Consider the following 24,454-nt stretch of genomic DNA (forward strand, 5'->3'; position numbering starts at 1 on the left):
GGTCAGGCGGCCGCCAGGCCGGTGCGCAGGAAGAAGTCGCGCAGCGCGGGTCGATAGGCGGCGTGATCGAGATAGCGATCGAAGGCCGAGCGGTAGGCGGCCAGCACGTCTTCGGCGGCCAGACGTTGCGCTTGCTGGGCGAGCACGCGTTGGGCGATGTGGTCGGCATCCAGGCTGTCGAGCCAGACGATGGGCGCGGTGGGCGCAAGCTGCTGCGCGAAGTCCTGGGCGGCGCGCGTCATCACCGGGATGACGCCGGCGGCCATATAGCTCGACACCTTGGTGGGCGTGGCAACGCGGTTGACGACATGCTCCTCGCGCAGCACGAAGCCGTATTTGAAGGTGGCGAGCGCCTGCGGCAGCTCCGCGACCGGCACGTAGGCGATGGTGGTGGCCGGCGTGCCCAGCGACCGGATGAGGGCGCTGGCCCCGTCATGGTCGGCCGTCAGCAGCGTCAGCGTCGCTTCGGGAAGCCGGCGGTGGATGGCGGCGAAGGCGGCGAGCGTGGCGGGCATGCACTGCCAACGCTGCAGACCGCCGGCGTAGACGAAGGATGGCCGCTCGTACTTGCCCGCCCCACGGAAGGCGGCCGGGACCGGCGTCGCGTTGACGCTGGGCATGACCTCGCTGTCCAGGCGCAGCCGCGGGTATTTGGCGGCGAAATGCTGCTGCATGGCCCGAGACACCATCAGCGCCCCCTGGCTGCGCGCCAGGGTCCAGCCTTCGAGGCGGTTCCAGACGAATTCGCGCAGCCGGCTGTCGAACTGCCAGCGCGCTTCTTCCGGATACAGGCCTTGCAGCCATTGCCACAACTTCACCCTTGGCCGGCGCAGGCCGATCCAGGCGGCGCTCTTGGTTTCGACGGTCAGCACATTGCCCTGATGCGGGATGGCGGACAGATCGGGTGTGTGCACGAGGCGGTGACCGAGTTCTTCCAGCGCGCCGCCCAGGCTGGCGAGGTAGTGCCGGGTGGCGTCGTTGAGCTGGGCGGGCGGCGCGAAAAGATGGACCTCAGCCACGGTTCAACACACCCAGGTCGGCGAGGCGCTCGCGGCTGACGAAATGGCAGTCGAAGTCGATGAGCAGCGGAAAGTGCTCCGGGTCGTGGGCCGGGATCAGCGAGGGGAGATAGCCCAGCGCCTCGATATGCCCCATCAGGTCGAGATAGTGCGGCTGGCCCTCGTACAGCGGCACGACGCTGAGTTCAGACTGCAGGGCGGCGATGCGCGGCAGGCTGGCTGTCGCGCCGTCCAGCACCTGGCGTTCGTAGCCCTGCACGTCCAGCTTGAGGTAGACGTTGCGGCAGTGCGGGAAGCTGGCCAGTGCGGCGTCCAGCGTGTCGACGGCGATGTCCAGCGTCTGCTGCACCTTGTTGAAGCCGGCGAGCCGCGACGTCGCCTGCGCCGAGGGCTTCAGCAGCGAGCTCATCGGCGAGCTCTGGGTGATGTGGAAGGGGCGGGTCTCGGCGTGCGCGCCCAGCGCGTTCGCCCGCACCGTCCATTTCGGATCGCGCGAAGCGCGCCGCGCCAGTTGTTGAGCCAGCGCGGGGATGGGTTCGAAGCTGAGCAGCTCGCCGCGGTAGCCGACGCGCTGGCGGATGAAGTCGGCGTACTGCCCGCGGTTGGCGCCGACGTCGATGACGAGGTCGATCTCCAGCCTGTCGAACAGTTGTCGCAGGTAATCGACCTGCTGGTGTTTGCCCAGCCGGTGCCAGTGCAGCAGGCGGTAGTCCAGCGCGCGGCGGAGTCGGTACAGCCCGCGACGCCAGAGCGGGAGACTCTCGTGGGGAGGAATCGACCTCGTCATGCGCTCGCGCGGATGCCAAACGGAGAGAAAACGGCCAGCAGCAGCGCCTCATGGCGACGGCGCCTACCATGGCGCAGCAGCTGCAGCGCGTTCAGATGTGCCGGCGGCAGCGGTTGCCCGCGCTGCCCGGCGACGATGCGCGAGACGTGGATGGCCTGCCGGATCTGCTGGTGGTAGCCGCCGCGGGCCAATTCACGCAGGCGCAGCAAGGCGGCCTTGGCGCCGGCATTGGCGCCCACCTCGTTGTGCGGGTGCTGGCGGTAGAACATGCTGCTGGCGTTCTCGACATGCCAGCGGTAGCCGCTGGAGCGCGCCACGAGATAGATGAACCAGTCGTGCTTGGGCAGGGGGCCGACACCGTTGCGCTCCAACTGCTCGATCCAGTCCGCGCATTCGCAGGCGAAGGCGCGGGTCATCAGGAAGGTGCAGCCCGGACCGGGCGGCTCGAAGAGGTGGTCCCAGCGCCGCTGCGGGTGGGACTTGCGGATGTAGATGCGGCGGCCGTTGGGCCAGAACGCGATGACGTCGGAGGACACGCCCGCGGCGGCCTGGCTGCGCGCCAACGCGATGTGCCGGGCCAGCTTGTTGGGCTCCCAGACGTCGTCGTGGTCGGCCAGCGCGATGTAGTCGGCGGTGCTGCTTCGGGCGAAGCGCTTGAGCAGATGATAGAAATTGGCCGCCGCCGAGCCCAGTCGCTTGTCGTTGACGGTGACGGTGAGGCGCGGGTCCGCGGCGGCGCGCCGCTTCAGGATCTGCAGCGTGCCGTCCGTGGACGCGTCGTCGCCCGCGGTGACCGTCAGGTTGACGCCCTGCTGGCCGAGCAGGGTGTCGAGCTGGTCGTCCAGCCAGGCCTCGCCGCAATAGGTGGCCAGCAGCACGTGGACCGTGGGCAGCCCGCTGACGTAGGGCATCGGCGCCGTCGTGGCTTGCGGTGCCACCCGTGGCGGCGTGGGATGGCTCAACAGGCGCAGGTACTGGTCGATGACGATGCGCTCGTCGAAGGTCGTCTCGGCGAGGGCCCGGCTGCGCTGACCCATGGCGCGTTTGCCGTCGGTGTCGAGGTCGATGAAGCGACGCATGGCCTGGGCCAGCGACTCCACCGAGCGCGGCTGGCACAGATAGCCGTTGTCGCCGTCGACCACGGTGTCGCGACAACCCGGTGCATCGGTCGTCACCAGCGGCTTGGCCATCGCCGCGGCTTCGAGCAGGCTGCGCGGAACCCCTTCGCGATAGGACGGCAGCACCACGCAGTCGGCCGCGTCCAGCAAGGGGCGCACGTCGTCCAGATGCTCCTGGTGCTCGATGAGGCCCGCGGCCTTCCACTCGCGCAGTTGTGCAGAGCTCACTGCGGTGGGATTGTCGGACGTGGACGAACCCAGCATCGTGAAGTGCAGGTCGGGGTGATCGCGCTTGAGAACGCGGGCGGCCTCGGCGAACTCGACGGCGCCCTTGTCCTTGAGCAGCCGCCCCACGAAGAGGAAATGCGTCTGCGGCCCCGGCCTAGGCGCGCGCGCGGAAGGCTCGAAGCGCCGCAGGTCGACGCCGGAGCCGGGCACCCGCACCGCCTGGCTGCGCGGGATCACGCCCCGGGTCGTGAACACGCCGAGGTCGTCCATGTTCTGGAAGATGACACGGTGCGCCTGGCGCAGGGCCAGGCGGTAGAGCTGCACGACCAGCAGGGTGATGGCCGAGGGCTGGATGAAGGCTCGGCCCAAGCCGGAGATATTGGGCAGGAAGAGGGTCTTCTGGCCCCACAGCGCGAGGCCGCTGTAGATATTCGCCTTCGGCGTATAGGACAGCAGCGCGTCTATGCGCTGGTTGACGAGCAGCTTGCGCAGCCGCCAGACCGCGCCCAGCTCGGCCAGAGGGTTCATGCCAGCGCTGGCGACGTCCCAGCTCATGTGCTCGAAGCCGGCGGCTTGCAGCATGACCGTGTAGCTGTCCACCGCGCTGATGAACAGCACTTGATGGCCGGCCTCCCGCAGTTCCTGCGCCAGGTTCAGCCGGAAGTTGTGCAGATACCAGGCCGAGTTGGCAATGATGGCGATCTTCATGGCCGCGGCACTCGCGAAGGGGCGGCGCGGTCGGCCTGCCACTGCAGGAACATCAGCACCGGCCAGAGCTTGCGTGACCAGTCGCGCTGGCCACCCTGGTGCTGCAGCCAGTGCTCGCGCAACACATCGTCGCGGAACAAACCGCTGCGCTGGGTGCTGCCGTCGAACAGCAGCCCCTCAGCCCACGGCTTGAGCTCGCCGCGCAGCCACGGACCGATGGGGGCCGTGAAGCCCTGCTTGGGGCGGTCGATGATGGCGTCCGGCACATGGCGGGACAGCAGGGCGCGCAGCGGCCATTTGCCCTGCAGGCCGTTGCGGCCGACGCGCAGCTTGCGCTCGATGGGCAATTGCAGCGCGAACTCGATGACGCGGTGGTCGAGCAGCGGGGTGCGCGTTTCCAGGCTGATGGCCATGGCCGCGCGATCGACCTTGACGAGGATGTCCTGCGGCAGGTAGTCGATGAAGTCGTGCCGGCTCATGGCGTCGGCGCGGCCGATGGCCGTCGCTGCGTCCATCATGCAGCCGTAGCCGGGTGCGAGCGGCGCAAAAGGGGCGGCCAGCAGCTCGGCCGGGTCGCGCCACAGCGAGGCAAAGGCCTGCGCAAATTGCGGGAAGTCCTCCGCGCCGAGCAGGGGCAGGGCCTTGTGCAGCCGGTCGCCCAGCTGGGGCCGACCCAGGCCCCGTCCCAGGCGATCGAACATGGGGCTGCGGCCGTGGCCCAGCAACGGTGGCAGGGCGCGCCTTAGCGGACCAGGGAGGCGGCGCGTGCTGCCGAAGCTGGCCGGGTATTGCCGGTAGCGCGCATAACCGGCGAAAAGTTCGTCGCCAGCATCGCCCGACAGCGCCACGGTGACATGGCGGCGTGCCGCCCGCATCAGCAGTGCGGTGGGCAGGGCCGACGGATCGGCGAAGGGCTCGCCATAGAGCGTGGCCAGGCGCGGCACCAGGTCGAGGGCGTCTCGGCCGCTGACCTGCACGGCGCTGTGCTCGGTGCCGAGGTGGCGGGCCACGGCGGCGGCGTGGGGAGACTCGTCGTAGGCGGTTTCGTCGAAGCCGATGGTGAAGGTGCGCAGCCGGCCGTTCGACCGCTTCTGACCCAGCGCTGCGATCAGCGAGGAGTCGACGCCGCCGGACAGGAAGGCGCCGACCGGCACGTCGGCCATCAACTGCAGGCCGATGGCGTCTTCGAGCAGCTGCTCTAGATGGTCGAGCAGTTCGGCGTCACTGAGCTCGCTGGCCTGCGGGGCCGCGGGCGCCGACCAGTAGCGGTGCCTCGTGTGTGTGCCGTCGCGGGCAACGCGCAGCCATTCGCCCGGCGGCACCTGTTGCGCGCCGGCCTCGATGCTGAGGCCGCCGGCGATGTAGCCATTGCGCAGCAGGCTGGCCAGCGCCTGCACATCGACCTGGCCGGGCAGGCGGGCGCTGGCGCGCAGGCCCGGCAGCTCGGAGGCAAAGGCCAGGCCGTTGGCGCTGCTGACGTAGTACAGCGGCTTCTCGCCGGCGCGGTCGCGCACGAGGTAGAGGCACTCGTCCTGTGCGTCCCACAGCGCGAAGGCAAACATGCCGACGCTGCGCTGCAGGGCACTCTCCAACCCCCAGCATTCGATAGCGGCGAGCAGGGCCTCGGTGTCGGAATGGCCGCGCCACGCCATTGGGCGGATGGCATCCACGGCCTGGCGCAGGGCGGCGTGGTTGTAGATCTCGCCGTTGTAGACGATGGTGTAGCGCCCCGAGACCGAGACCATCGGTTGTGCGCCTGCCGGCGTCAGGTCGACGATGGCCAGGCGCAGATGAGCCAGGCCGATGCCGCGTGCCGGGTCGCACCAATAGCCGTCGCCATCGGGGCCACGATGCAGGATGGCGTCCGTCATCTGCCGCAGCCGCTGCAGCGTGTCGCTTTCGCTGCGTCGGGCCTGGAAATCCCAGTCGCCTGCAATGCCGCACATGCTTCAGGATCCCCGTCGTGCGTTGCGCAGCGCGCGCAGCGCGGAGCTGCTGACGGCGCGTGCCGCGGACGAAAGCAGGCGCGGCGCCCGGGCGCGGCGGGCCTCGTTGAAACCGATGAGGCGGTCGGTGTGCTGCGTCATGAAGCTCAGCGTTTTGGCGATGCGGTCGTCGCTCATTGAGTTGACGTGCAGGCACAGCGTGTAGACGCCGAAGCCAAGATGCATCGGTGTGCTGAACAGCTGGGGAACCAGGGTGATGCCTTCGATGTCGTAGGGATACATACCGTAGCCGTCGGTGACGGCCTCGAAGCCCAGTTCGCGCAGGGCGCGCAGCGTGTTGTCATCGAAGCTGTGCGACGGCGCCATGAAGCAGGGCTGCCAGACCCCTTCGCGCTCGAGGATGGCCTTGCCGCGTGCCAGCCTTTCCTTTTGCGCCTGCAGTGGCAGGCCGGTGAACTCGCTCTTCGTGCCGACGCCGAGCAGGCCGCCACCGGGCTGGCTGTATTCGTGCGTGGTGCCGTGCTGGGCCAGGGTCCAGCCGCGTGCATGCCACTGACGCGCAAGGTCCCAGAAGTCGGTGCGTGGCGGCGCGACGTCGAGCTTGGCGTCGCGGTTGTCGGGCACGACGCCGAGCAGCGGCTTGACGCCGGGATGGCGGTCGAAAAAGTCCAGGAAGGGCTGGAAGCGCGCCCAGGCCATGCCCGGGCAGACGTCGTCGAAGCGGATGACAAAGCGGCTCATGCGGCTTCTCCCAGCAGGCCGGGGACAAGATTTTCGTAGGCGGCTCGGTAGAGCTGGACGATGCGGTTCATGTCGAATTGACTGGCGACGACGGCGCGGTTGGCGGCGCTCTGTTGCGCCCGCTCGGCGGGTGACAGGCGCTCAAAGGCGAGGATGCGGTCGCGCATTGTCGAGGCATCACCCGGCGGCATCAGCGTCGCCGGGTCGGCGAGCAGCGCACGCGCCTCGCCGACATCGGTGGACAGGCTGCCGCAGCCGTAGAGCGTGGCCTCGGCGACCACATTGGGAAAGCCTTCGGAGAGACTGGACAGAAGGTGCAGATCCAGGGCCGAGTAGAAGCGCCGCATGTCGCTTTGCAAACCCAGCGGGATGCAGATGCCCGCAAGGCCATAGCGCTCGATCAGCCCCGCGATCTCGGCGCCCTCTGTGCCTTTGCCGCACAGCAGCAGGCGCAGGTTGGGGATGACTGGGCGGGCGAGGGCCACCGCCTGCAACAGGGTGTCGTGGTCCTTGTAGATGTCGGTGCGCGCAGCCATGCCGACCACGAAGGCGTCGGCCGGGATACCCAGCTCGTCGCGCAGCGCAGCGGCGGCGGCGGGGTCGCGGTGGAAGCGTTGGGTTTCGTAGCCGTTGGGAATGCACTGCAGCCGCTTGGCGTCGTAGCCCAAGGCCCGGTGCGCGTCCAGGGCCTGCTGGCCGCAGCAGATGATGGCCGCAGGGATGCGTGAGGACAACCACGGATTGAGGCGACGCGCCAGCAGGCCCGTCAGGCGCTTGCCGCGCGCGCCGTGGCTGCTGCGGATGCCCCACACCACGGGCTTGCCGGCACCGAACAGTGCCGCCAAGGTGTCCGAGAGATAGAGCCAGCTCTGGATCAGCCGCGTGTCATCCTGGGCCAGCACACGCCGCAGCGCGAGGACCCGGCCCGGCAGGTGCAGGTCTGCCGCCAGAGGCAGCTTGAGCACGGGCACGCCCAGGGCCTCGAACTCGCCGGACAAGGCGTCCAGCGGGCGGATCGAGACGATGCGTGAGGCCTGGCGCAGGACCGGGTCGGCGCGCAGCAGTCGCAGCAGAAAGGTCTCGGCGCCGCCGGCGCCCAGGCCGGCGACGACATGCACGAGCGGGCGGGAGGTGCTCATCACTGGCTGCCGCGCAGGCGCCGGGCCGCTTGCGCCAGGCGCATCAGGCGCAATGCCAGATGCCCCTTCCAGCTCACGGGCACCAGGCAGTTGTACTCACGCACGAGCTGGCCGCCGAAGGACTGCTTGAAGTCGTCGATGGCCTTCAGTGCCTCGCCCATCGAAATGCCGCCCATGTCGTAGGTGCTCAGGCCCGCGGCCTTGAAATGCTGCAGGGCCCGCCAGTGCAGCAGCTTGTTGGCCCGGCCGACGAGCTGGCGATCAGCGCCCTCGGCGGTCAGGCTGGCGGAGTGATAGAGGCGGGTTCGCTCGTGGTTGACGAGGTAGAGGTGGGCCGCCAGCCATGCACCGTCGGGCGTGCTGACGATGGCGAGCACGAGGGCCTGCCGAGCCGCGAGCGCGGCCAGCTTGGCCCGGTTGGCAGGCGCCAGTCCCTTGCCAGCGGCAAAGGCGTCGTAGTGGCCGAGGAAGGGGGCAAGGGCCTGGACATCGGGCGTGCTGAACTGCGTGATCAGCCCATCCTTGTCGGCGGCGCGGCGGATCTCGTAGCGAAAGCCCTTGCCGATGCCTTCCAGCAGCTGGGCCTCGTCCTGCTTCAGGTCGATGAGGGAGGTGTAGAAATCCGTCGAACCCGGCAGCGGCGTGGGCAGCTGCACGGCATGGATGAGATCGATGCCGGCCGGGGACAGGTCGCGGCCGTCCGCGAAGAAGAGGTCGCGCAGCCGCAGGCCGAACCTGGTGCGATCGATGTACAGAGGCGGGGTCATGAAAGAAAGGGCTGCAGAACGGTCAGCCAGCGCTGGCAGACGGCGTCGAGGCTGAAATGCTCGCAGACCGTGCTGCGACCGCGCTGACCCATGGCCTGGCGCCGCGGGGCATCGGCCATCAACGCCTCCAGGGCTGGCGCCCAATCGTTGGCGCCTTGCACACCCAGGCCGACATCGGCCATGGCCAGGATGTCCCGATTCATGCCGATGGCGCTGGCGACGACGGGCACGCCGCAAGCCATGTTGAGCAGCATCTTGTAGCTGCATTTGCCGCGCGACCACGGGCTGTCGTCCAGGGGCATCAGGCCGATGTCCATGTCGGCCGTCAACTCGGCTTCGGTCGTGGGTGACCAGGGGCGGTATTCGACCTGGGCCTGGGGCAGGGCGGGCAGTTGCGGGGGACGATCGGAGACGAAGCGGATCTTCCAGTCGGGGTGGCTGCGCAGCAAGGCGCCGAGCATCTGCTGCAAGGGTTCGAAATAGGCGTAGCCGCCCCAGGTGCCCGACCAGCCGATGACGCCGTAGCCGCGTGGTGCCGGCGCGGCCAGCGGGCGAAAGCGCGTCGTGTCGACACCGGTGGGAATGATGTGCACGCTCGCGCCTAGTGACGCGAAGTAGTCGGCGATGAAGCCGTTGCCGGCCACGACGGCGTCCGCGTGCCGGGCCAGGTTGCGGGCGGCGCGACCCTGGCGGTAGAGCCAGATGGCATCGTCCACATCGGCGATCAGCGGGCGGCGGATCAGACCTTCGACGGTGGGCAGCGTCGAGACCAGCTCGCGCTGCACGATGACGGCGTCGAAGGCGTTGGACTGCAGCACGCGCCGCGTGGTGTTGGCGAGCACCTGAGGCGCCCAGGCCAGGCGGGCCAGCAGGCCCGGTGGCGGATAGGCCATGGGCCGGGCCACCAGCTCCTGGACATCCAGGCCGCTGGCCTGCCAGGCGGGCAGCAGCTGCCTGATCCTGAAGCGCGATGACGGGATGTTGGCGCCTTGGGTGAGCGCGGCGAGTCGTTTCATGCCGGGGCTGACTTCTCGGGGCTAGAGCGTCACGGCCGTGAGCAAGGTCGCGCGCAACAGGTTGGCGATCAGCAGCATGAACAGGAAGGCGCCCAGCGTCGTCTTCAGCGGGCGCTGCACGGCGCGGTTCTCCGGGGCCAGCAGGTCGACGAACATGCCGTAGTGCATCACGCACCATCCGATTTCCAGCAGCCGGATGGAGATGGTGACGGCCGGCAGCACCATGCCCAGCGAAAGCGCAACGAACACGCTGGCCAGCGCGTGGATGCGAAGGTCGCTGGCACGGGTCACGCGCAACTGGACAGTCAGCAGCCCCAGCGTCAGCAGCGGAAACAACAGGGCGGAGAGATTGCCGCGGTTGTTGGTCAGGCCTTCAGCACGGACCAGATCGGCGAGGAAGTTCGTCGCCACCAGGGTCAGCGCGGCTGCGATCGAGCCGAACGCAAGAATGCGGACCCGCGTGTTCCAGATCTTCGAGAACACGAGCAGGGCGGCCGCTGGCAGCACCGAAATGTGCGAGAGCGTCGCCATGGCAGCCAGCGGTACGCGTATCCAGGCCGACCGTCGGTAGGCGATGGCGCAGATCAGCAGCGAGATGGCCAGCGCCGCGCGTATCGCGGCGAGCTCGAGCGCAGGCGCCAGCAGCAGGATATAGGTGCCAAGGTAGACGACGCCCAGGCGCCCCAGCGGCAAGGCCGAGAAGTAGCGGGCTGCCAGCGACGTGATGGCGAACAGCAGGAATACCGAGGTGCTGTCATTGAAGTCCAGCAGATTGGTGACGTCGATGAAGCCCAGGAACAAGGGATCCTTGGCCACATACAAGCGCACGGCGTAGTCCAGATCCTGGTTGGTCCTCAGGGTCTCGATCAGATAGACATATTCGTCGTAGTCGAAGCCGCCGCTGCGCAGGCCGGCTGCGACTGCGAAGCCCAGCGCAAGGACTGCCAGGGTGACGCGAGCCTGCCAGCGGCTCGTCACGGGAATGAACAAGGCGGTGAGGGCGATGGCGAAGATGAAGGCGATCATGCGTGCCTGCCCATCAGGCGCCTGGCGGCGTGGAAAGTCGCCAGAAAGACCAGCATCAATACCAGGGCCTTGGCCAGCGCGGCCGCGGCGGCGGCCACGAAGACGGTGGGCAGGGCACTGGCGGCGAGCCAGGCCAGCCCGCCAGCCAGGACGGCGGCGGCGAGTTCCGCGCCGATGCCGGCAAACAGCCGATCGGAGCGCCCGAACCACAGGCTGATCACCATGCCGCAACCGAAGGCGACGGCCGAGGCCCATGCAGCGCCCGCCGGGCCGAAGCGAGGGATCAGCAGGATGTTGAGCACCACGTTCACGCCGGCCATCAGCGCGGCCATCACGACCTGCATGCGGGTCGATTGATGCAGGTGCAGGGCGATGTCGAAGCAGAAGGCCCGCATGCCGCTGAAGGCGACGGCAAGCGCGACGGGCAGCATGACCTCGGCGGACTGGCTGGCAACATTGGCGCCGAGCACCAGATGCGCGATGTCCGATGACAGGCTCGCGAACAAGAGGACGGCCAGCGGTGCCACGACGAGCATGGCAGACCTGAGCGGGCGCAGTGCGGACTTGGCGGCTTCAGTACCGCCTTGCTCCCAGGCGGCGACGACCCGTGGATACGCTGCCAGATAGAGCACGTTGAGGGTCGCGCCCATCGTCTGCTGGATGAGGTCGAAGGCGGCACCATAGGCACCGACGGCCGCCGGGCCGTGCCAGTGGTTGAGCATGAACCGGTCCACGGTATCCAGCGCGACGATGGCCAGGAAATTCAGGGACAGCGGCAGTCCGAAGCGCAGCAACTTGCCGCCGATGTTCTGCTCAGCGGTGTCGCTGTCCACGGCACTCAGGCCCTGGCGTCGGACGCCCCACATGAGGATGGCTGCCACGCTGCCGATGGCGACGCCGGCGAGCGCGCCGGTCGCCTGCCAGCCGTACCAGATCGCGCCCAGCGCCAGCGCCAGGGCCAGCCAGGCGCGCGAGGCGGTCAGCCAGCCGTAGCGCAAGGTGTTTTGCTGAGCGTTGAGGAACTGCATGTGCAGGTTGTGAAATCCCAGGGCGACCCCAAGTGCGGCCGTTGCGAAGATGAATGTGGGCGTGGTGTGGATCGGCAGGGCGCTGCCAGCCAGCGCGATCGCGCCCACCAGGACGATGGCACTCACGCCTGCGGCGTAACGGTGGGCGGCTTCAAGCAGCCGCGCCGGCGAGATGGAACGGCTGCTGTAGAAACGACCGACGGAGACGTTCAGCCACTGGAAGCCCAGGGCGGAGATGACATTGGCGGTCGAGATGCCCAGGGCATAGCGGCCGTACTGTTCTGGCGTCAGCCAGCGAGTCAGCAGCATCAGGCTCAGCAGGGCCACGACGCCGTTTCCGGCGCGAAACAGAAAGTAGAGGCTGACCTGACGCAGCACGAGGCGCTCTCAGGGCCTATCGGGCGGCGGATTGCTTGTGGTGTTTGCGCCAGAACCAGTAGCAGGCCAGCATGAAGCCGGCGTAGGCGACACCTGCCGCGATGTACAGGCGCTTGGGCTTGCTCTTGCGCTCCGGGGCTGTCGCGACGTCGATGACCTGGAAGAGATTGCCTTCGCGGGCCTCGTCCACCTTGGCCAATTCGAACTGGCGGGCAAAGATGTCGAACAGGGCTTCGTGGTACTTGTACTCTCGGTAGGCGGCGATGTAGTCCTGATCGGATTGGGAGGAGGCCGGACGCTCCTGCTTGGCCAGTTGGCTGTGCAACCCTGCCACGACACCCATCTGCTGCTGCACTTCGGCGGCGGAGTCGTTCATGCTGCGGCGCAGTGCCTCCAGCTTGACCTCGGCGGCGGCGGTGACACCTTGAAGCTTGGCGTAGATCTCTGCGGCCGACTTGGGCTCGGATTTCAGCGCGCCGGGATTGAAGCCGCTCTTTTGCAAGGTCAGTTGCGCATTGCCGAGGTTGACCTGGGTCTGCTTGAGCTGCTGTTCGAAGAAGACGCGCCGTTGCTTGGCCTCGCCGATGGTGAGCGTGTCGTTCAGCTTGCGCAACTCTTGCAGATAGGTGTTGGCCATGTCTGCCGCACGCTGGGGGTCGTGGTCGTCCACCTCGACGGCAATGATGTTGTCCTTCTTGCCGACACCGAAGCGGGTGTTCTCTTCCAGCCGCTTGCGGGCGTCCATCTTGTATTTGACGTCGTAGACCTCGACCAGGCCGAACTTGTCGATGATCTTGTCCGACAGATTGGCGCTGTTCAGAAGGGCGACGTATTGGTCGGCCGGGCTCTTCACACCGCCACCTGTCATGGCGCCCGCCAGGCCGGACAAGGCACCCAGCGAAGCCAGCGCCGCCGCGGCCAGCCCGCCCTGCTGAGGCTGCGGGCTGAGGAAGGACATGCGGGCCGTGTAGGTCGGCGGAATCAGGAAGCTGCCCGCCGCCCCCAGCACGCCGGCGGCCAGGGTTGCCACGGCGATCTGCCGCCAATGGGGGGTCAGGATCCGCAGCAGCGGGGTGGACTCGGTCTGAGCTTCGTGGGTGGTCATGTCAAGCGAGGAACTGCTCATGATCAGTTCTTCAGGGAGTTCAGAGCCGCAGCGCCCAGGCCGAACTGGTACAGGATCTGCGTCCACTCCTTCGCCTCCTGGCTGAAGGTGACCTTGGTCAGGTCTTCGGGCACGAAGATGGTGTCGCCCGGCTGGGCGGCAACGGCCGAGAGGCCCGTGCCGGTGCTGAACCAGCCGCTGCTGTGCTGGCGTGAACTGACCACGTTGCCGTTGGCGCGGATGACGAAGGTGCTGCCGGCGTCGGCGCCGCGCGTCGGGCCGCCGGCCAGGCGCAGCATGTCGTCCACGCTGGACCCCTGGCTGTAGGCATAGCTGCCGGTGTTGTAGACGCTGCCGAACACGCCCACGGTGGTGGGCCGCGCGGGGACGGTGAGGCGATCGCCATCTTCGAGCGCGAACTCGGGCAGGCTGCTGGCCGTGGGGGGCAACTGCAGCACGATGCGGCCTGTCAGCTTGACGGCACGCAGGCGGTCGATCAGGCGGCCGGAAGCCTGACCGCGGTTGCTCTGCGTGGTGGGATCGTCGGCCGTCGTCGGTGCGCGGGGCTTGACCATGACGCGGGCGAATTCGCCCTCGAGGTCGCGCAGCGCCCGGTCGTACTGGGCCTGCTGCGAGACGCGCACGCTCTCGCGGCTGAGTTCGGAGCCGTAGATGAAGGCGGCCGGCGTCAGGCCGCCCGCGGCCTTGATCGCATCACCCAGCGTGCTGTTGGGCGGCAGGATGTATTCGCCGGGGCGCTGCACTTCGCCATCAACGCGGACGCGCTTGTTCTGCTTGTATTGAGGCAGCAGGGCATCGAGGGCGTTGAAGGCGCGCACGACGTCGCCACCCTGCAAAGCCAGGTTGCCCTGCTGGGGCAGCTTGACCTCGGCGACGCGGCCGTCGTTGCGCTTTTCCATGCTCTCGATGGCGACCCGGCCGCGTTCGGCCGCGGCGCTCAGCCCGCCGCCCATCAGCATCAGGTCGTTGACCGTCTCGCCGGACTTGAGTTCGAAGATGGCCTGGCGGTTGACGCTGCCGATCAAGGCCACCTGCGGTCCAACAGGGCCGACGTGGACCACGTCGTCGGCCTGCAGCACCCGGTCGCCACTGCGGTCACCGCGCAGCAACAGGTCATAGAGGTCGAAGCTGCCGACCAGCTTGCCGCCGCGGCGCAGTTCGAGATTGCGAAAGCTCCCCGAAGCCGACGGGCCGCCGGCCTGGATCATGGCGTTGACGATGGTCGACAGGCTGCTGACGGTGTAGGCGCCGGGGCGTTGCGTGAAGCCCGTTACGTAGATGCGGATGCCGCGCAGCTTGCCCAGCGCGGCGCTGAGCTTGAAGTTGCGGAACACCTGGCCAACGCGCTGTTCGAGGGTGGCATTCAGGTCGGCGTAGCGCACGCCGGCGACCAGCACCGGGCCGACGCGCGGGATGGTGATGCGCCCGCCGCGGTCGACGGTCAAGCGCAGATCGGCTTCAACCGAGCCCCAGATATTGACCTGCACCTCGTCGCCGACGCTGATCACATAGTCGGGTGGGATCTGGCTCGAGGTCTCGCCCATCGAGGCCTGGCCGGCCCGCTGCTGCTGCAACTGCAGTTGTTGCTGCGGCTGCTGCAGGTCATACACCTGAGGCTGTGCGGGCGTCATCAACTCGGCGCCGAAGCGCTTGATCTCGACGTCATCGCCCACGGCGCGCTGGACATAGCGCTCGAATTCCGTCTGCTGCGCGGCACGGATGGCCAGCTGCTCGCGGGTCAGCGGCTGGCCCGGCAGCGGCTGGAGCAGCATCTGCAACTGCAGCAGCATTTGCTGCTGCTGCTGGAGCACGAGCTCCCGCTGCGACTGCGAGAGCGGCGCCGAGTTCTGCATGTCGGCGCTGTTGTTGACGCCCTGCTTGTTCGGCACCATCAGACGCACGGGGCCAACGGACGTGGGGTCGTTGTCTTCCGCAGCCACTGCGGCGCCGTGCAGGCCCACACCCGCCATCACAGCCAGCGCCGCCAGCCCCTTGGACAGCGCGATCCAGCGTGCGCCCGCGCTCGGCCGCCCAGTCAGATATGGTTTTTGATCCCCGGGCGCGCTGATATTCATTGACGGAAGCTCATTTGGATTGACTTTTTGCGCACGTCGTCTATCAAGAGACGGGCAAAGGCGGCGCGGATTCTAGCCAGCGCGCCGTCGGCGGCCGGATGGCGAGGGCCCACTGGCTACACTTCCATCTTTAGGTCGACAGTGGGCTGGCCGTCGAGCACTGGTGCCCACGGTCCGCGAAATCGCATGCTTCCCATCCTCGCCCTGAGCTTCGCCATTGCGACAGCAGCGACGCTGCTCATCATTCGTTCGTCGCACCTGCACGGCGTTCTGTCGGCCGACCATGATCTGTCGGGACCGCAGAAGTTTCATTCGCGCCCGGTGCCGCGGATCGGCGGGTTTGCCATCTTCGGTGGGTTCACGGTAGGCACCGCCTTGCTGGCCTGGCGCTACCCGGCCATGCGCCAGATGGCGGTCGTGCTGCTGGCCTGCAGCGTTCCCGCCTTCGCCTCGGGCGTCGTCGAAGACCTGACCAAGCGCGTCAGCCCGCTGCGCCGCATGCTGGCCACTCTGCTGGCCGCCGCCCTCGGCGCCTGGCTGCTCGGCGCCCAGATCAAGCAGACTGCCATTCCGGGCCTGGACCTCGTCGCCGCGACGGCGGTGGGCGGCTACCTGCTCGCGCTGCTCGTCGTCAGCGGCGTGTCGAATTCGATCAACATCATCGACGGCATGAATGGCCTGGCCTCGATGTGCTCGACCCTCATGCTGGCGGGCCTGGCATATGTCGCCCTGCAGGCCGGCGATCAGTTCGTCGCGGCCATGGCCATCGCAGTCATCGGTGCGGTGCTCGGATTCTTCATGTGGAACTACCCCTTCGGCCTGATCTTCCTGGGCGACGGAGGCGCGTACTTCCTCGGGTTCATGCTGTCTGAACTGGCCATCCTGCTGCTGGTGCGCAACCCCGACGTCTCGCCGATGTTCCCGCTGCTGCTCTGCGCCTATCCGGTGTGGGAGACGGTGTTCTCGATGTACCGCCGCAAGGTGGTGCGCGGTCGACCGGTCGGCATGCCGGACGGCATCCACCTGCACAGCCTGATCTACCGCCGTCTGATGCGTTGGGCCATCGGCAGCAAGGATGCGGCGGTGCTGACGCGCCGCAATGCGCTGACCGCGCCCTATCTCTGGGTGCTGTGCAGCCTGTCCGTCGTGCCGGCCACGATCTGGTGGGACGACACCGTCGCGCTGCAGATCAGCCTCGGCCTGTTCGTTGCCTTCTACGTGCTGCTGTACTGGCGCATTGTTCGCTTCCGTACGCCGCGCTGGATGGTGCTCCATCCGAGGGCGGAATCGCAGCCGCCGGTAGCCCGGCCGGAGTAGGTTTCGCGTATCCCGGATAATCACGGGATGCAAGAAACCCCCGAGTCCGCAGCGGCGGCGCCCGTTGAGTTGGCGCCTGCCCGCTTCGACACCCTTCCTCTGGACGCCAAACTGCTGCGTGCGGTGGCCGATTCCGGCTATCTGATGATGACGCCCATCCAGGCCAAGGCGATCCCCATCGTTCTGGAAGGCCGCGATGTCATGGGCGCTGCCCAGACCGGTACCGGCAAGACGGCCGCCTTCTCCATCCCGCTGTTGCAGCGCATGCTGCGCCACGAAAACCCCAGCGTCTCGCCGGCCCGCCACCCGGTGCGCGCCCTGGTACTGGCGCCAACGCGCGAGCTGGCCGACCAGGTCGCCGAGAACGTCAAGAAGTACGCCAAGCACACGCATCTGCGCTCGACCGTCGTCTTCGGCGGCATCGACATGAAGCCGCAGACGGCGGCGCTGAAGGCCGGTGTCGAGGTGCTGATCGCCACGCCGGGCCGCCTGCTGGACCACATCGAGGCCAAGAACTGTGTGCTCAACCAGGTCGAGTACGTCGTGCTGGACGAAGCCGACCGCATGTTGGACATCGGCTTCCTGCCCGACCTGCAGCGCATCCTGAGCTTCCTGCCCAAGGCCCGCCAGACGCTGCTGTTCTCGGCCACGTTCTCGCCCGAGATCAAGCGCCTGGCCCAGAGCTATCTGCAGGACCCCATCCTGGTCGAGACGGCGCGTCCCAACCAGACCGCGTCGACCGTCGAGCAGCGCTTCATCAGCGTGACCGATGACGACAAGCGCGCCGTGGTCAAGCAGATCCTGAAGGACCGCGCCATCCGCCAGGCCATCGTCTTCGGCAATTCCAAGCTGGGCGTCGCCCGCCTGGCGCGCTCCTTCGAGCGTGACGGCCTGCGCACGGCGGCCCTGCATGGCGACAAGTCCCAGGACGAGCGCCTGAAGTCGCTGGACGCCTTCAAGCGCGGCGAAGTCGACCTGCTGGTGGCCACCGACGTGGCCGCCCGCGGCCTGGACATCGCCGACCTGCCAGCTGTCTTCAACTTCGACGTGCCCTTCAATGCCGAGGACTATGTCCACCGCATCGGCCGCACCGGCCGCGCCGGCGCCTCGGGACTGGCCGTCACCCTGGTCACCAAGTCCGATGCCCGCCTGATGGCCGACATCGAGAAGCTGATCAAGCGCAAGATCGACCTCGATCCCTTCGAGCTGCAGGACAGCCGTCCGCCGCGCTTCGAGCGCCGTCGCCCGGAGGAGGACGAGGCCGCCAGCAGCCGCCCTGCGCCGCGCCCGGCCTTCCGCCCGCCGGCACCGTCGAAGGATCCGTTCTTCGACAAGCCCTACGAGGCCAGCGCCGCCGGCAGCGAGCCGCCCACCTGGGAAAAGGCCAAGGCTGCCACGCCGGCCGCCAAGGGCCTGTCCAGTTATATCAAGCCCAAGAAGCAGGTGGCGGCGCTGTTCGGCGCCAAGAAGCCGGCGCCGGCCGAGTCCTAAGCCAGGATGGCAAACACCGCAGGGATGCGGTCGGGCAGGGCGATGCGATTCGCCCGCCAGTCGGCCACCGTGGCGGTCTGCGTCCAGCCGCCCGGCAAGGTCAGGCCAACGCTGATCGACAGTCGCGTGCCGGGCCTCAGAGCCGCCAGCAAGGCCTGGCGCAGCGCTTCGTTGCGGTAGGGCGTCTCGATCAGCAGCTGGGTCTGCTGGGCCTTGGCGGACAGGGCTTCCAGCTCGCGGATGCGGGCCGTGCGTGCGCTGGCATCAACCGGTAGATAGCCGACGAAGGCAAAGCTCTGCCCATTGAGGCCGCTCGCCGCCAGGGCCAGCAACAGCGAGCTGGGCCCAGACAGGGCCACCACCTCGATGCCGGCCTCGTGTGCCAGCGCGACGAGGCGAGCGCCCGGGTCGGCCACGGCGGGCAGGCCGGCCTCCGAGATCAATCCAATGTCGTGCCCGGCATGCGCCGGTTCCAGCAGCGCCAGCCAGGCAGCCGCGTCATCGCCGCCGCCTCGGCCGCCCTTGGGTGGGCGCGGCAGTTCGGTGATCTGCATGGCCTGCAACGGCTGCACCAGCGGTGCGACGGCGTCGACGCGTTTGAGCAGCGAGCGCGTAGTCTTCGCGTTTTCGGCCGCCCAATGCGTGAGCTTGGCGGCCTGCTCGATGACGCGCTGCGGCAGCACCTCGCGCAGGTCCAGGGAATCGTCGACGCCGAAGTCCAGCGTGTTGGGCATCAGGAGCAGGCGACCCTTCGTCATGCGAGCGGCTCCAGGCCGGCGCGGCGCAGCAGGGCGCAGGTGCGGATCAGCGGCAGGCCGATCAAGGCGGTTGGGTCATCGGATTCGACGGCATCGAGCAGTGCGATGCCCAGGCTTTCGACCTTGGCGCTGCCGGCGCAGTCATAGGGCTCGTCGGCGCGCAGATAGATCTCGATGGCGGCGTCGCTCAACTCGCGCAGTCGCACCCGCACCTCGGCGCGCTCGATGGCTGCCAGGCCCGGTGCGACCACCGCCACGGCGGTCTGGAACACGACTTCGCGGCCGCTCATGCGCCGCAGCTGCGCCGTGGCGGCCTCGTGGGTGCCCGGCTTGCCGATGGCTTCGCCGCTCAGATCGGCCACCTGATCGGAGCCGATGACGATGGCACCCGGAAACCTGGCTGCGACCACGCGCGCCTTGGCCAGGGCCAGGCGCTCAGCCAGGGCTGCCGGCGCCTCGCCGGGCAGAGCGGTTTCGTCGACTTCGGGAGCGACAGCCTCGAAAGGCAGGCGCAGCCGGGCCAGCAATTCCTGTCGGTAGCGCGAGGTCGAGGCGAGGATCAACTGGGGCATGGCGGCATTCTCCCCCGCCTAAACTCTCGACCATGAAATCGCGCGCCTTTGTTCCCGAGAAGCTCGACGTCGCCGCCCTGGCCCACGACGACGCCAGCCTGGCTGGCGAATGGCCGGCCGCCTCGCTCGAGCGCTTGGCCGATTCGGCCGCTCCCGAGGCTCCCGCCAGTGGCTGGCCGGCCCTGCAATGGAGCCTGCACGGCGAGATCCGCCAGCCCAAAGGCGGCAAGGCCCAGACCTGGCTGCACCTGACCGCTTCCGGCCAGGTCGCGCTGACCTGCCAGCGCTGCCTGAAGCCGGTGCATGAGGACATCGACATCGACCGCTGGATCCGCTTCGTCGACACCGAGGCCGAAGCGGCGGCGCTGGACGTCGACAGCGACGACGATGTGCTGGCCCTGCCGCGCCATCTCGATGCGCGTGAGCTGATCGAAGACGAGTTGCTGCTGGCCCTGCCACTGGTGCCGCGCCATGAGGTCTGTCCGGAGCCCTTGGCCCTTGTAGACGACGAGTCCGAACCGGAAGAGGACGAGCGCCCCAATCCGTTCGCCAAACTTGCGGCCCTGAAGCGCGGCGGCAGCGCCTGAAGCCATGTTCCATGCGCCTTCTTCCGCGCCGCCCACGGGCTTGGCTTGGCGGACTGCGCATCCGGTGCTACACTCGTGGGCTTTTCTGCGGTCTGGAGTTCGAGCCTTGAACTCACTCCCCGGGGCAGTGCCCCAATGTCCGCCCCCAAAACCCGCAGATTCTGGAGAATTTCATGGCTGTTCAGCAAAACAAGAAGTCGCCTTCCAAGCGCGGCATGCACCGTTCCCACAATGCCCTGGTGACCCCGGGCACGGCCATCGAGCCGACGACCGGCGAAGTGCATCTGCGTCACCACATCAGCCCGACCGGTTTCTACCGTGGTCGCAAGGTGCTGAAGAGCAAGGCCGACGCGGCCTGATGGTGCCGGGTGCCGCCTGGTGCGGCGCCAAACCATCGATGAATCTGCCGACCCGGCCTGCGTACCGCGCAGCGCCGGGTTTGGTCTTTGTGGCTCACGAAAACCACTGAGATGACCGCCGCCCCCCTGTCTGAACCGATCCGCCTGTCCGTCGACTGCATGGGCGGCGACCACGGCCCCTCGGTCACGCTGCCGGCCTGCCGCGCCTTTCTCGACAAGCATCCTGGCGCCGAACTCATCCTCGTCGGCAAGCCCGAAGCGCTGACCGCCGCTGCTGCCTGGCCGCGTTGCCGCATCGTCGCGGCCAGCGAGGTCATCACGATGGAAGACCCCGTCGAAGTCGCGCTGCGCCGCAAGCGCGACTCGTCGATGCGCGTCGCCCTCCAGCAGCTCAAGGTCGATCGCGAAGGCAATCCGGCCCTGGCCCATGCCTGCGTGTCCGCCGGCAATACCGGCGCCTTGATGGCCGTGGCCCGCTATCTGCTGAAGACGCTGGACGGCATCGACCGCCCGGCCATCGCCACCGTCATGCCCAACCAGCGTGGCCGCTTCACGACGGTGCTGGACCTCGGCGCCAACGTGGATTGCACGGCCGAGCATCTGTTGCAGTTCGCCGTCATGGGCAGCGCCCTGGTATCGGCCGTCGAGGGCAATGAAGAGCCCAGCGTGGGCCTGCTCAATATCGGCGAAGAAGCCATCAAGGGCAGCGAGACCATCAAGCAGGCCGGCGAACTGCTGCGTGCCGCCGGTGCGGCTGGCCAGCTGAACTTCTTCGGCAATGTCGAAGGCAACGACATCTACAAGGGCACGACGGACATCGTCGTCTGCGACGGCTTCGTCGGCAACGTCATGCTCAAGACGTCGGAAGGCTTGGCCACCATGATCGGCGCTTTCATCAAGGAAGAGTTCAGCCGCAACCTGCTGACCAAGGCCGCTGCCCTGATCGCTCTCCCCGTGCTGAAGGCCTTCAAGGACCGCGTCGACCACCGCCGCTTCAACGGTGCGGCCCTGCTGGGCCTGCGCGGCCTGGTCTTCAAGAGCCACGGCTCGGCCGATGCCTTCGCCTTCGAGCAGGCTTTGGCCCGCGCTTATGATGCCGCCCGCAACCGGCTGCTTGACCGGGTCCACGACCGCATCGTCGCCACGCTTCAGTCCAAGGCGAACGATGCTGGAGACAACGCGGCGAACTCCGTCGCGCAGGCTGCATGAGCCCTACTGGAACCTTGACTCCCCGCTATTCCCGCATCCTCGGCACCGGCAGCTTCCTGCCGGCCGACCGCGTGACCAACCAGGCCCTGGCCGATCGCCTCGCGGCCGACGGTGTCGAGACCTCGGACGACTGGATCGTCGAGCGCACCGGTATCCGCGCCCGCCATTTCGCGGCGGCCGACCAGGGCGCCAGCGACCTCGCCTTCCCGGCCGCGCAAGCTGCACTGGAAGCCGCCGGCATCGCCGCCGAAGAGATCGACCTCATCATCGTCGCCACGTCCACGCCGGACATGGTCTTCCCGTCCACCGCCTGCCTGCTGCAGAAGAAGCTCGGCGTGCATGGCTGCGCGGCCTTCGACGTGCAGGCCGTCTGCTCGGGCTTCGTCTACGCGCTGAGCGTGGCCGACTCGATGATCAAGAGCGGTGCCGCCAACAAGGCCCTGGTCGTCGGTGCCGAGGTGTTCTCGCGCATCCTCGACTTCAAGGACCGCACCACCTGCGTGCTGTTCGGCGATGGTGCTGGTGCCGTGGTGCTTGGCGCCAGCTCTGAGCCCGGCATCCTCGCCACCGAGCTGCATGCCGACTCCCGCCATGTCGACGTCCTGTGCACGCCCGGTACCGTCGCCGGCGGCCAGGTGCTTGGCAGCCCCTTCCTGAAGATGGACGGCCAGGCCGTGTTCAAGCTCGCCGTCGGCGTGCTGGAGAAGGTCGCCCGCTCGGTGCTGGAAAAGGCGGGCATGACGGACGCCGACATCGACTGGCTGATCCCGCATCAGGCCAATATTCGCATCATGCAGGGCACGGCCAAGAAGCTGAAGATGGACCTGAACAAGCTCATCGCCACCGTCGACGAGCATGGCAACACGTCCGCCGCCTCCGTGCCGCTGGCCCTGGACGTCGCGATCCGCAGCGGCCGCATCCAGCGTGGCGACACCCTGCTGCTGGAAGGTGTCGGCGGCGGTTTCACCTGGGGCGCCGCCCTGCTCAAATATTGAGCGACGCCGGCTGCGCCGGCGCATCAACTGGAATTGATCTCATGACTGCACCTTTCGCCGTTGTCTTTCCCGGCCAAGGCTCGCAGGCCGTCGGCATGCTCGACGCCTGGGGCGACCACCTCGAAGTCCGCCGTACCTTGGAAGAAGCCTCCGCCGCCCTGGGCGAGGATATCGGTGCGTTGATCCACGCCGGTCCCAAGGAACAACTGGACCTGACGACCAACACCCAGCCCGTCATGCTGACCGCCGGCATCGCCTGCTGGCGCGCCTTCGTCGCCGAGACCGGTGCCAGGCCCGTCGCTGCCGCCGGCCATTCGCTGGGTGAGTACACCGCTCTGGTTGCGGCCGGCGCCCTGAGCCTGGCCGACGCGCTGCCGCTGGTGCGCTTCCGCGCCCAGGCCATGCAGGAAGCCGTGCCCGTGGGTGCTGGCGCCATGTACGCCATCCTGGGCCTGGACGGTGATGCCGTCCGCGCCGGTTGCGCCCAAGCTGCTGCCGAAACGGGCGAAGCCGTCGAGGCCGTCAACTTCAACGACCCCAAGCAGACGGTGATCGCCGGCAGCAAGGCCGGCGCCGACAAGGCCGCCGAGATCCTGAAGGCCGCTGGCGCCAAGCGCGCCCTGCCGCTGCCGGTGTCGGCACCCTTTCATTCCAGCCTGATGAAACCGGCGGCCGAGCGCCTGAAGGAAAAGCTGGCGACCGTGCAGTTCCAGGCTGCCGCCTTCCCCGTCATCAACAACATCGACGTGGCCGTCACCGACAACGACGCCGCGCTGCGCGACGCCCTCTACCGCCAGGCCTTCGGGCCGGTGCGCTGGGTCGAGGTCGTGCAGGCCTTGAAGGCCCGTGGTGTCGGCCACATCATCGAAGCCGGCCCCGGCAAGGTGCTGACCGGCATGGCCAAGCGCATCGACGGCGAACTGCAGGCCGCATGCGTCTTTGATCCCGCTTCGCTGGCCGAAGCCCGTGCGCTGCTGGGAGGTGGCTGAAATGACTGAATCCGCATCCAAGGGAGTCGCCCTCGTCACCGGCGCCAGCCGCGGCATCGGCCGCGCCATCGCCCTGGCCCTGGCCAACGAAGGTTGGCGCGTCGTCGGCACGGCCACGACCGAATCCGGCGCCGCCGCCATCACCGAGGCCCTGGCGCTCCATGGCGGCCGCGGCATCGCGCTGAACGTGACCGACGCCGCCGCCAGCCAGGCTGCCGTGGACGACATCGTCGCCAAGGAAGGCGGCCTGCATGTGCTGGTCAACAACGCCGGCATCACGCGCGATGGCCTGTCCATGCGCATGAAGGACGACGACTGGGATGCCGTCGTCGACACCAACCTCAAGGCCGTCTTCCGCCTCGCCCGCGCGGCGACCAAGCCGATGATGAAGCAGCGCTCCGGCCGCATCATCAACATCACCTCCGTCGTCGGCGCCTCCGGCAATGCCGGCCAGGCCAACTACGCCGCCGCCAAGGCCGGCGTGGCCGGTCTGACCCGGTGCCTCGCCCGTGAGCTGGGCAGCCGCGGCATCACGGTCAACTGCATTGCGCCGGGCTTCATCGCCACCGACATGACCGAGGTCCTGCCCGAGGCCCAGAAGGCCGCGTTGCTGGCCCAGATCCCGCTGGGGCGTCTCGGCGCGCCCGAGGAAATCGCCGCGGCCGTTGCCTTCCTGGCGTCACCGGGTGGTGCCTACATTACGGGCACCGAGCTGCACGTCAACGGCGGCATGTACATGGCCTGAATTTGGCCCGGACGCCTTGAATTAGGGGCGTCCATCTAGTGCCCGTAGAATGCCGGGCTGTTTTCTGCAAACCTCTCCTGGAGGAGTTTCATGAGCGATATCGAAGCACGAGTGAAGAAGATCATTGCCGAGCAACTCGGCGTGGCGGAAGCCGACGTCACCAACGAGAAGGCTTTCGTTGCTGACCTGGGCGCCGATTCTCTCGACACCGTGGAACTGGTGATGGCCCTCGAAGACGAGTTCGGCATCGAGATCCCGGACGAAGAAGCCGAGAAGATCACCACCGTGCAGCTGGCGATCGACTACGCCGTCAAGCACCAGAAGGCCTGA

23 protein-coding genes are annotated in these 24,454 nt (G+C 68.0%); 9 read left to right on the top strand and 14 right to left on the bottom strand.

Going from position 1 to position 24,454, the window contains the following annotated elements; all coding sequences use genetic code 11:
• Positions 1-2: 2 nt before the first annotated feature.
• The 12 genes from ACS5PN_RS23405 to ACS5PN_RS23460 are packed head-to-tail and all read right to left on the bottom strand — an operon-like array spanning position 3 to position 15,102.
• The gene (locus ACS5PN_RS23405) at positions 3-1,019 is read right to left on the bottom strand and encodes a hypothetical protein (RefSeq protein ID WP_439466432.1); all 1,017 of its coding nucleotides are present in this window, start codon (positions 1,017-1,019) and stop codon (positions 3-5) included.
• A complete protein-coding gene (locus ACS5PN_RS23410) occupies positions 1,012-1,806 on the bottom strand; it encodes an FkbM family methyltransferase (RefSeq protein WP_439466433.1) in 795 nt (264 codons plus the stop codon). Before ACS5PN_RS23410 ends, ACS5PN_RS23405 begins: the two co-directional genes overlap by 8 nt.
• Positions 1,803-3,860, bottom strand: coding sequence for a glycosyltransferase (locus ACS5PN_RS23415; RefSeq protein WP_439466434.1), 2,058 nt, complete (start codon positions 3,858-3,860; stop codon positions 1,803-1,805). Before ACS5PN_RS23415 ends, ACS5PN_RS23410 begins: the two co-directional genes overlap by 4 nt.
• Positions 3,857-5,806 (bottom strand): asparagine synthase (glutamine-hydrolyzing), encoded by a 1,950-nt coding sequence (asnB, locus tag ACS5PN_RS23420; RefSeq protein WP_439466435.1) that lies wholly within the window; start codon positions 5,804-5,806, stop codon positions 3,857-3,859. The genes ACS5PN_RS23415 and asnB overlap by 4 nt, the downstream gene beginning before the upstream one ends.
• Before the next feature lie 3 nt (positions 5,807-5,809).
• Positions 5,810-6,547, bottom strand: coding sequence for a DUF2334 domain-containing protein (locus ACS5PN_RS23425; protein ID WP_439466436.1), 738 nt, complete (start codon positions 6,545-6,547; stop codon positions 5,810-5,812).
• Positions 6,544-7,686 (bottom strand): glycosyltransferase, encoded by a 1,143-nt coding sequence (locus ACS5PN_RS23430; protein ID WP_439466437.1) that lies wholly within the window; start codon positions 7,684-7,686, stop codon positions 6,544-6,546. The genes ACS5PN_RS23425 and ACS5PN_RS23430 overlap by 4 nt, the downstream gene beginning before the upstream one ends.
• Positions 7,686-8,453: a GNAT family N-acetyltransferase gene (locus tag ACS5PN_RS23435; RefSeq protein ID WP_439466438.1), complete on the bottom strand. Its 768-nt coding sequence runs from the start codon at positions 8,451-8,453 to the stop codon at positions 7,686-7,688. The genes ACS5PN_RS23430 and ACS5PN_RS23435 overlap by 1 nt, the downstream gene beginning before the upstream one ends.
• Positions 8,450-9,469 (bottom strand): glycosyltransferase family 4 protein, encoded by a 1,020-nt coding sequence (locus ACS5PN_RS23440; RefSeq protein WP_439466439.1) that lies wholly within the window; start codon positions 9,467-9,469, stop codon positions 8,450-8,452. Before ACS5PN_RS23440 ends, ACS5PN_RS23435 begins: the two co-directional genes overlap by 4 nt.
• Positions 9,470-9,490: 21 nt before the next feature.
• Positions 9,491-10,495 (bottom strand): EpsG family protein, encoded by a 1,005-nt coding sequence (locus tag ACS5PN_RS23445; protein WP_439466440.1) that lies wholly within the window; start codon positions 10,493-10,495, stop codon positions 9,491-9,493.
• On the bottom strand, positions 10,492-11,901 hold the full coding sequence (locus tag ACS5PN_RS23450) for a lipopolysaccharide biosynthesis protein (protein WP_439466441.1): 1,410 nt from the start codon (positions 11,899-11,901) through the stop codon (positions 10,492-10,494). Before ACS5PN_RS23450 ends, ACS5PN_RS23445 begins: the two co-directional genes overlap by 4 nt.
• A 16-nt stretch (positions 11,902-11,917) precedes the next feature.
• Positions 11,918-13,006 carry a Wzz/FepE/Etk N-terminal domain-containing protein gene (locus ACS5PN_RS23455; protein WP_439466442.1) on the bottom strand — a complete coding sequence of 363 codons (1,089 nt, stop codon included), beginning with the start codon at positions 13,004-13,006 and terminating at the stop codon, positions 11,918-11,920.
• Positions 13,007-13,029: 23 nt separating this feature from the next.
• On the bottom strand, positions 13,030-15,102 hold the full coding sequence (locus ACS5PN_RS23460; protein ID WP_439466443.1) for an SLBB domain-containing protein: 2,073 nt from the start codon (positions 15,100-15,102) through the stop codon (positions 13,030-13,032).
• Between the two features lie 186 nt (positions 15,103-15,288).
• Here ACS5PN_RS23460 and ACS5PN_RS23465 point away from each other — a divergent pair, with 186 nt between their 5' ends.
• Positions 15,289-16,419 (top strand): MraY family glycosyltransferase, encoded by a 1,131-nt coding sequence (locus tag ACS5PN_RS23465; protein WP_439466444.1) that lies wholly within the window; start codon positions 15,289-15,291, stop codon positions 16,417-16,419.
• 27 nt (positions 16,420-16,446) lie between these two features.
• Complete coding sequence (locus ACS5PN_RS23470; protein ID WP_439466445.1) at positions 16,447-17,910, top strand: DEAD/DEAH box helicase; 1,464 nt, start codon at positions 16,447-16,449, stop codon at positions 17,908-17,910.
• Here ACS5PN_RS23470 and ACS5PN_RS23475 read toward each other — a convergent pair.
• Positions 17,907-18,668 (bottom strand): SAM-dependent methyltransferase, encoded by a 762-nt coding sequence (locus ACS5PN_RS23475; protein WP_439466446.1) that lies wholly within the window; start codon positions 18,666-18,668, stop codon positions 17,907-17,909. The two genes, ACS5PN_RS23470 and ACS5PN_RS23475, sit on opposite strands and share 4 nt — an antisense overlap.
• Positions 18,665-19,240: a Maf family nucleotide pyrophosphatase gene (locus tag ACS5PN_RS23480; protein WP_439466447.1), complete on the bottom strand. Its 576-nt coding sequence runs from the start codon at positions 19,238-19,240 to the stop codon at positions 18,665-18,667. Before ACS5PN_RS23480 ends, ACS5PN_RS23475 begins: the two co-directional genes overlap by 4 nt.
• Before the next feature lie 32 nt (positions 19,241-19,272).
• On the opposite strand from ACS5PN_RS23480, the gene ACS5PN_RS23485 reads away from it, so the two are divergent.
• The 7 genes from ACS5PN_RS23485 to acpP all read left to right on the top strand — a co-directional run bounded on the left by ACS5PN_RS23485 (position 19,273) and on the right by acpP (position 24,454).
• Positions 19,273-19,827, top strand: a complete 555-nt coding sequence (locus ACS5PN_RS23485) for a YceD family protein (protein ID WP_439466448.1) — start codon at positions 19,273-19,275, stop codon at positions 19,825-19,827.
• Between the two features lie 173 nt (positions 19,828-20,000).
• Complete coding sequence (rpmF, locus tag ACS5PN_RS23490) at positions 20,001-20,186, top strand: 50S ribosomal protein L32 (protein ID WP_056876082.1); 186 nt, start codon at positions 20,001-20,003, stop codon at positions 20,184-20,186.
• 111 nt (positions 20,187-20,297) lie between these two features.
• The gene (gene plsX / locus ACS5PN_RS23495) at positions 20,298-21,395 is read left to right on the top strand and encodes a phosphate acyltransferase PlsX (protein WP_439466449.1); all 1,098 of its coding nucleotides are present in this window, start codon (positions 20,298-20,300) and stop codon (positions 21,393-21,395) included.
• Between the two features lie 14 nt (positions 21,396-21,409).
• Positions 21,410-22,390 carry a beta-ketoacyl-ACP synthase III gene (locus ACS5PN_RS23500; RefSeq protein ID WP_439466450.1) on the top strand — a complete coding sequence of 327 codons (981 nt, stop codon included), beginning with the start codon at positions 21,410-21,412 and terminating at the stop codon, positions 22,388-22,390.
• Positions 22,391-22,431: 41 nt separating this feature from the next.
• The gene (fabD, locus tag ACS5PN_RS23505) at positions 22,432-23,379 is read left to right on the top strand and encodes an ACP S-malonyltransferase (protein ID WP_439466451.1); all 948 of its coding nucleotides are present in this window, start codon (positions 22,432-22,434) and stop codon (positions 23,377-23,379) included.
• A 1-nt stretch (position 23,380) separates the two neighbouring features.
• Positions 23,381-24,124 carry a 3-oxoacyl-ACP reductase FabG gene (gene fabG / locus ACS5PN_RS23510; RefSeq protein WP_439466452.1) on the top strand — a complete coding sequence of 248 codons (744 nt, stop codon included), beginning with the start codon at positions 23,381-23,383 and terminating at the stop codon, positions 24,122-24,124.
• A 90-nt stretch (positions 24,125-24,214) separates the two neighbouring features.
• Positions 24,215-24,454, top strand: coding sequence for an acyl carrier protein (gene acpP / locus ACS5PN_RS23515; RefSeq protein WP_056204266.1), 240 nt, complete (start codon positions 24,215-24,217; stop codon positions 24,452-24,454).

This window comes from Roseateles sp. NT4, from assembly GCF_051857475.1.
GTDB lineage: Bacteria > Pseudomonadota > Gammaproteobacteria > Burkholderiales > Burkholderiaceae_C > Pelomonas.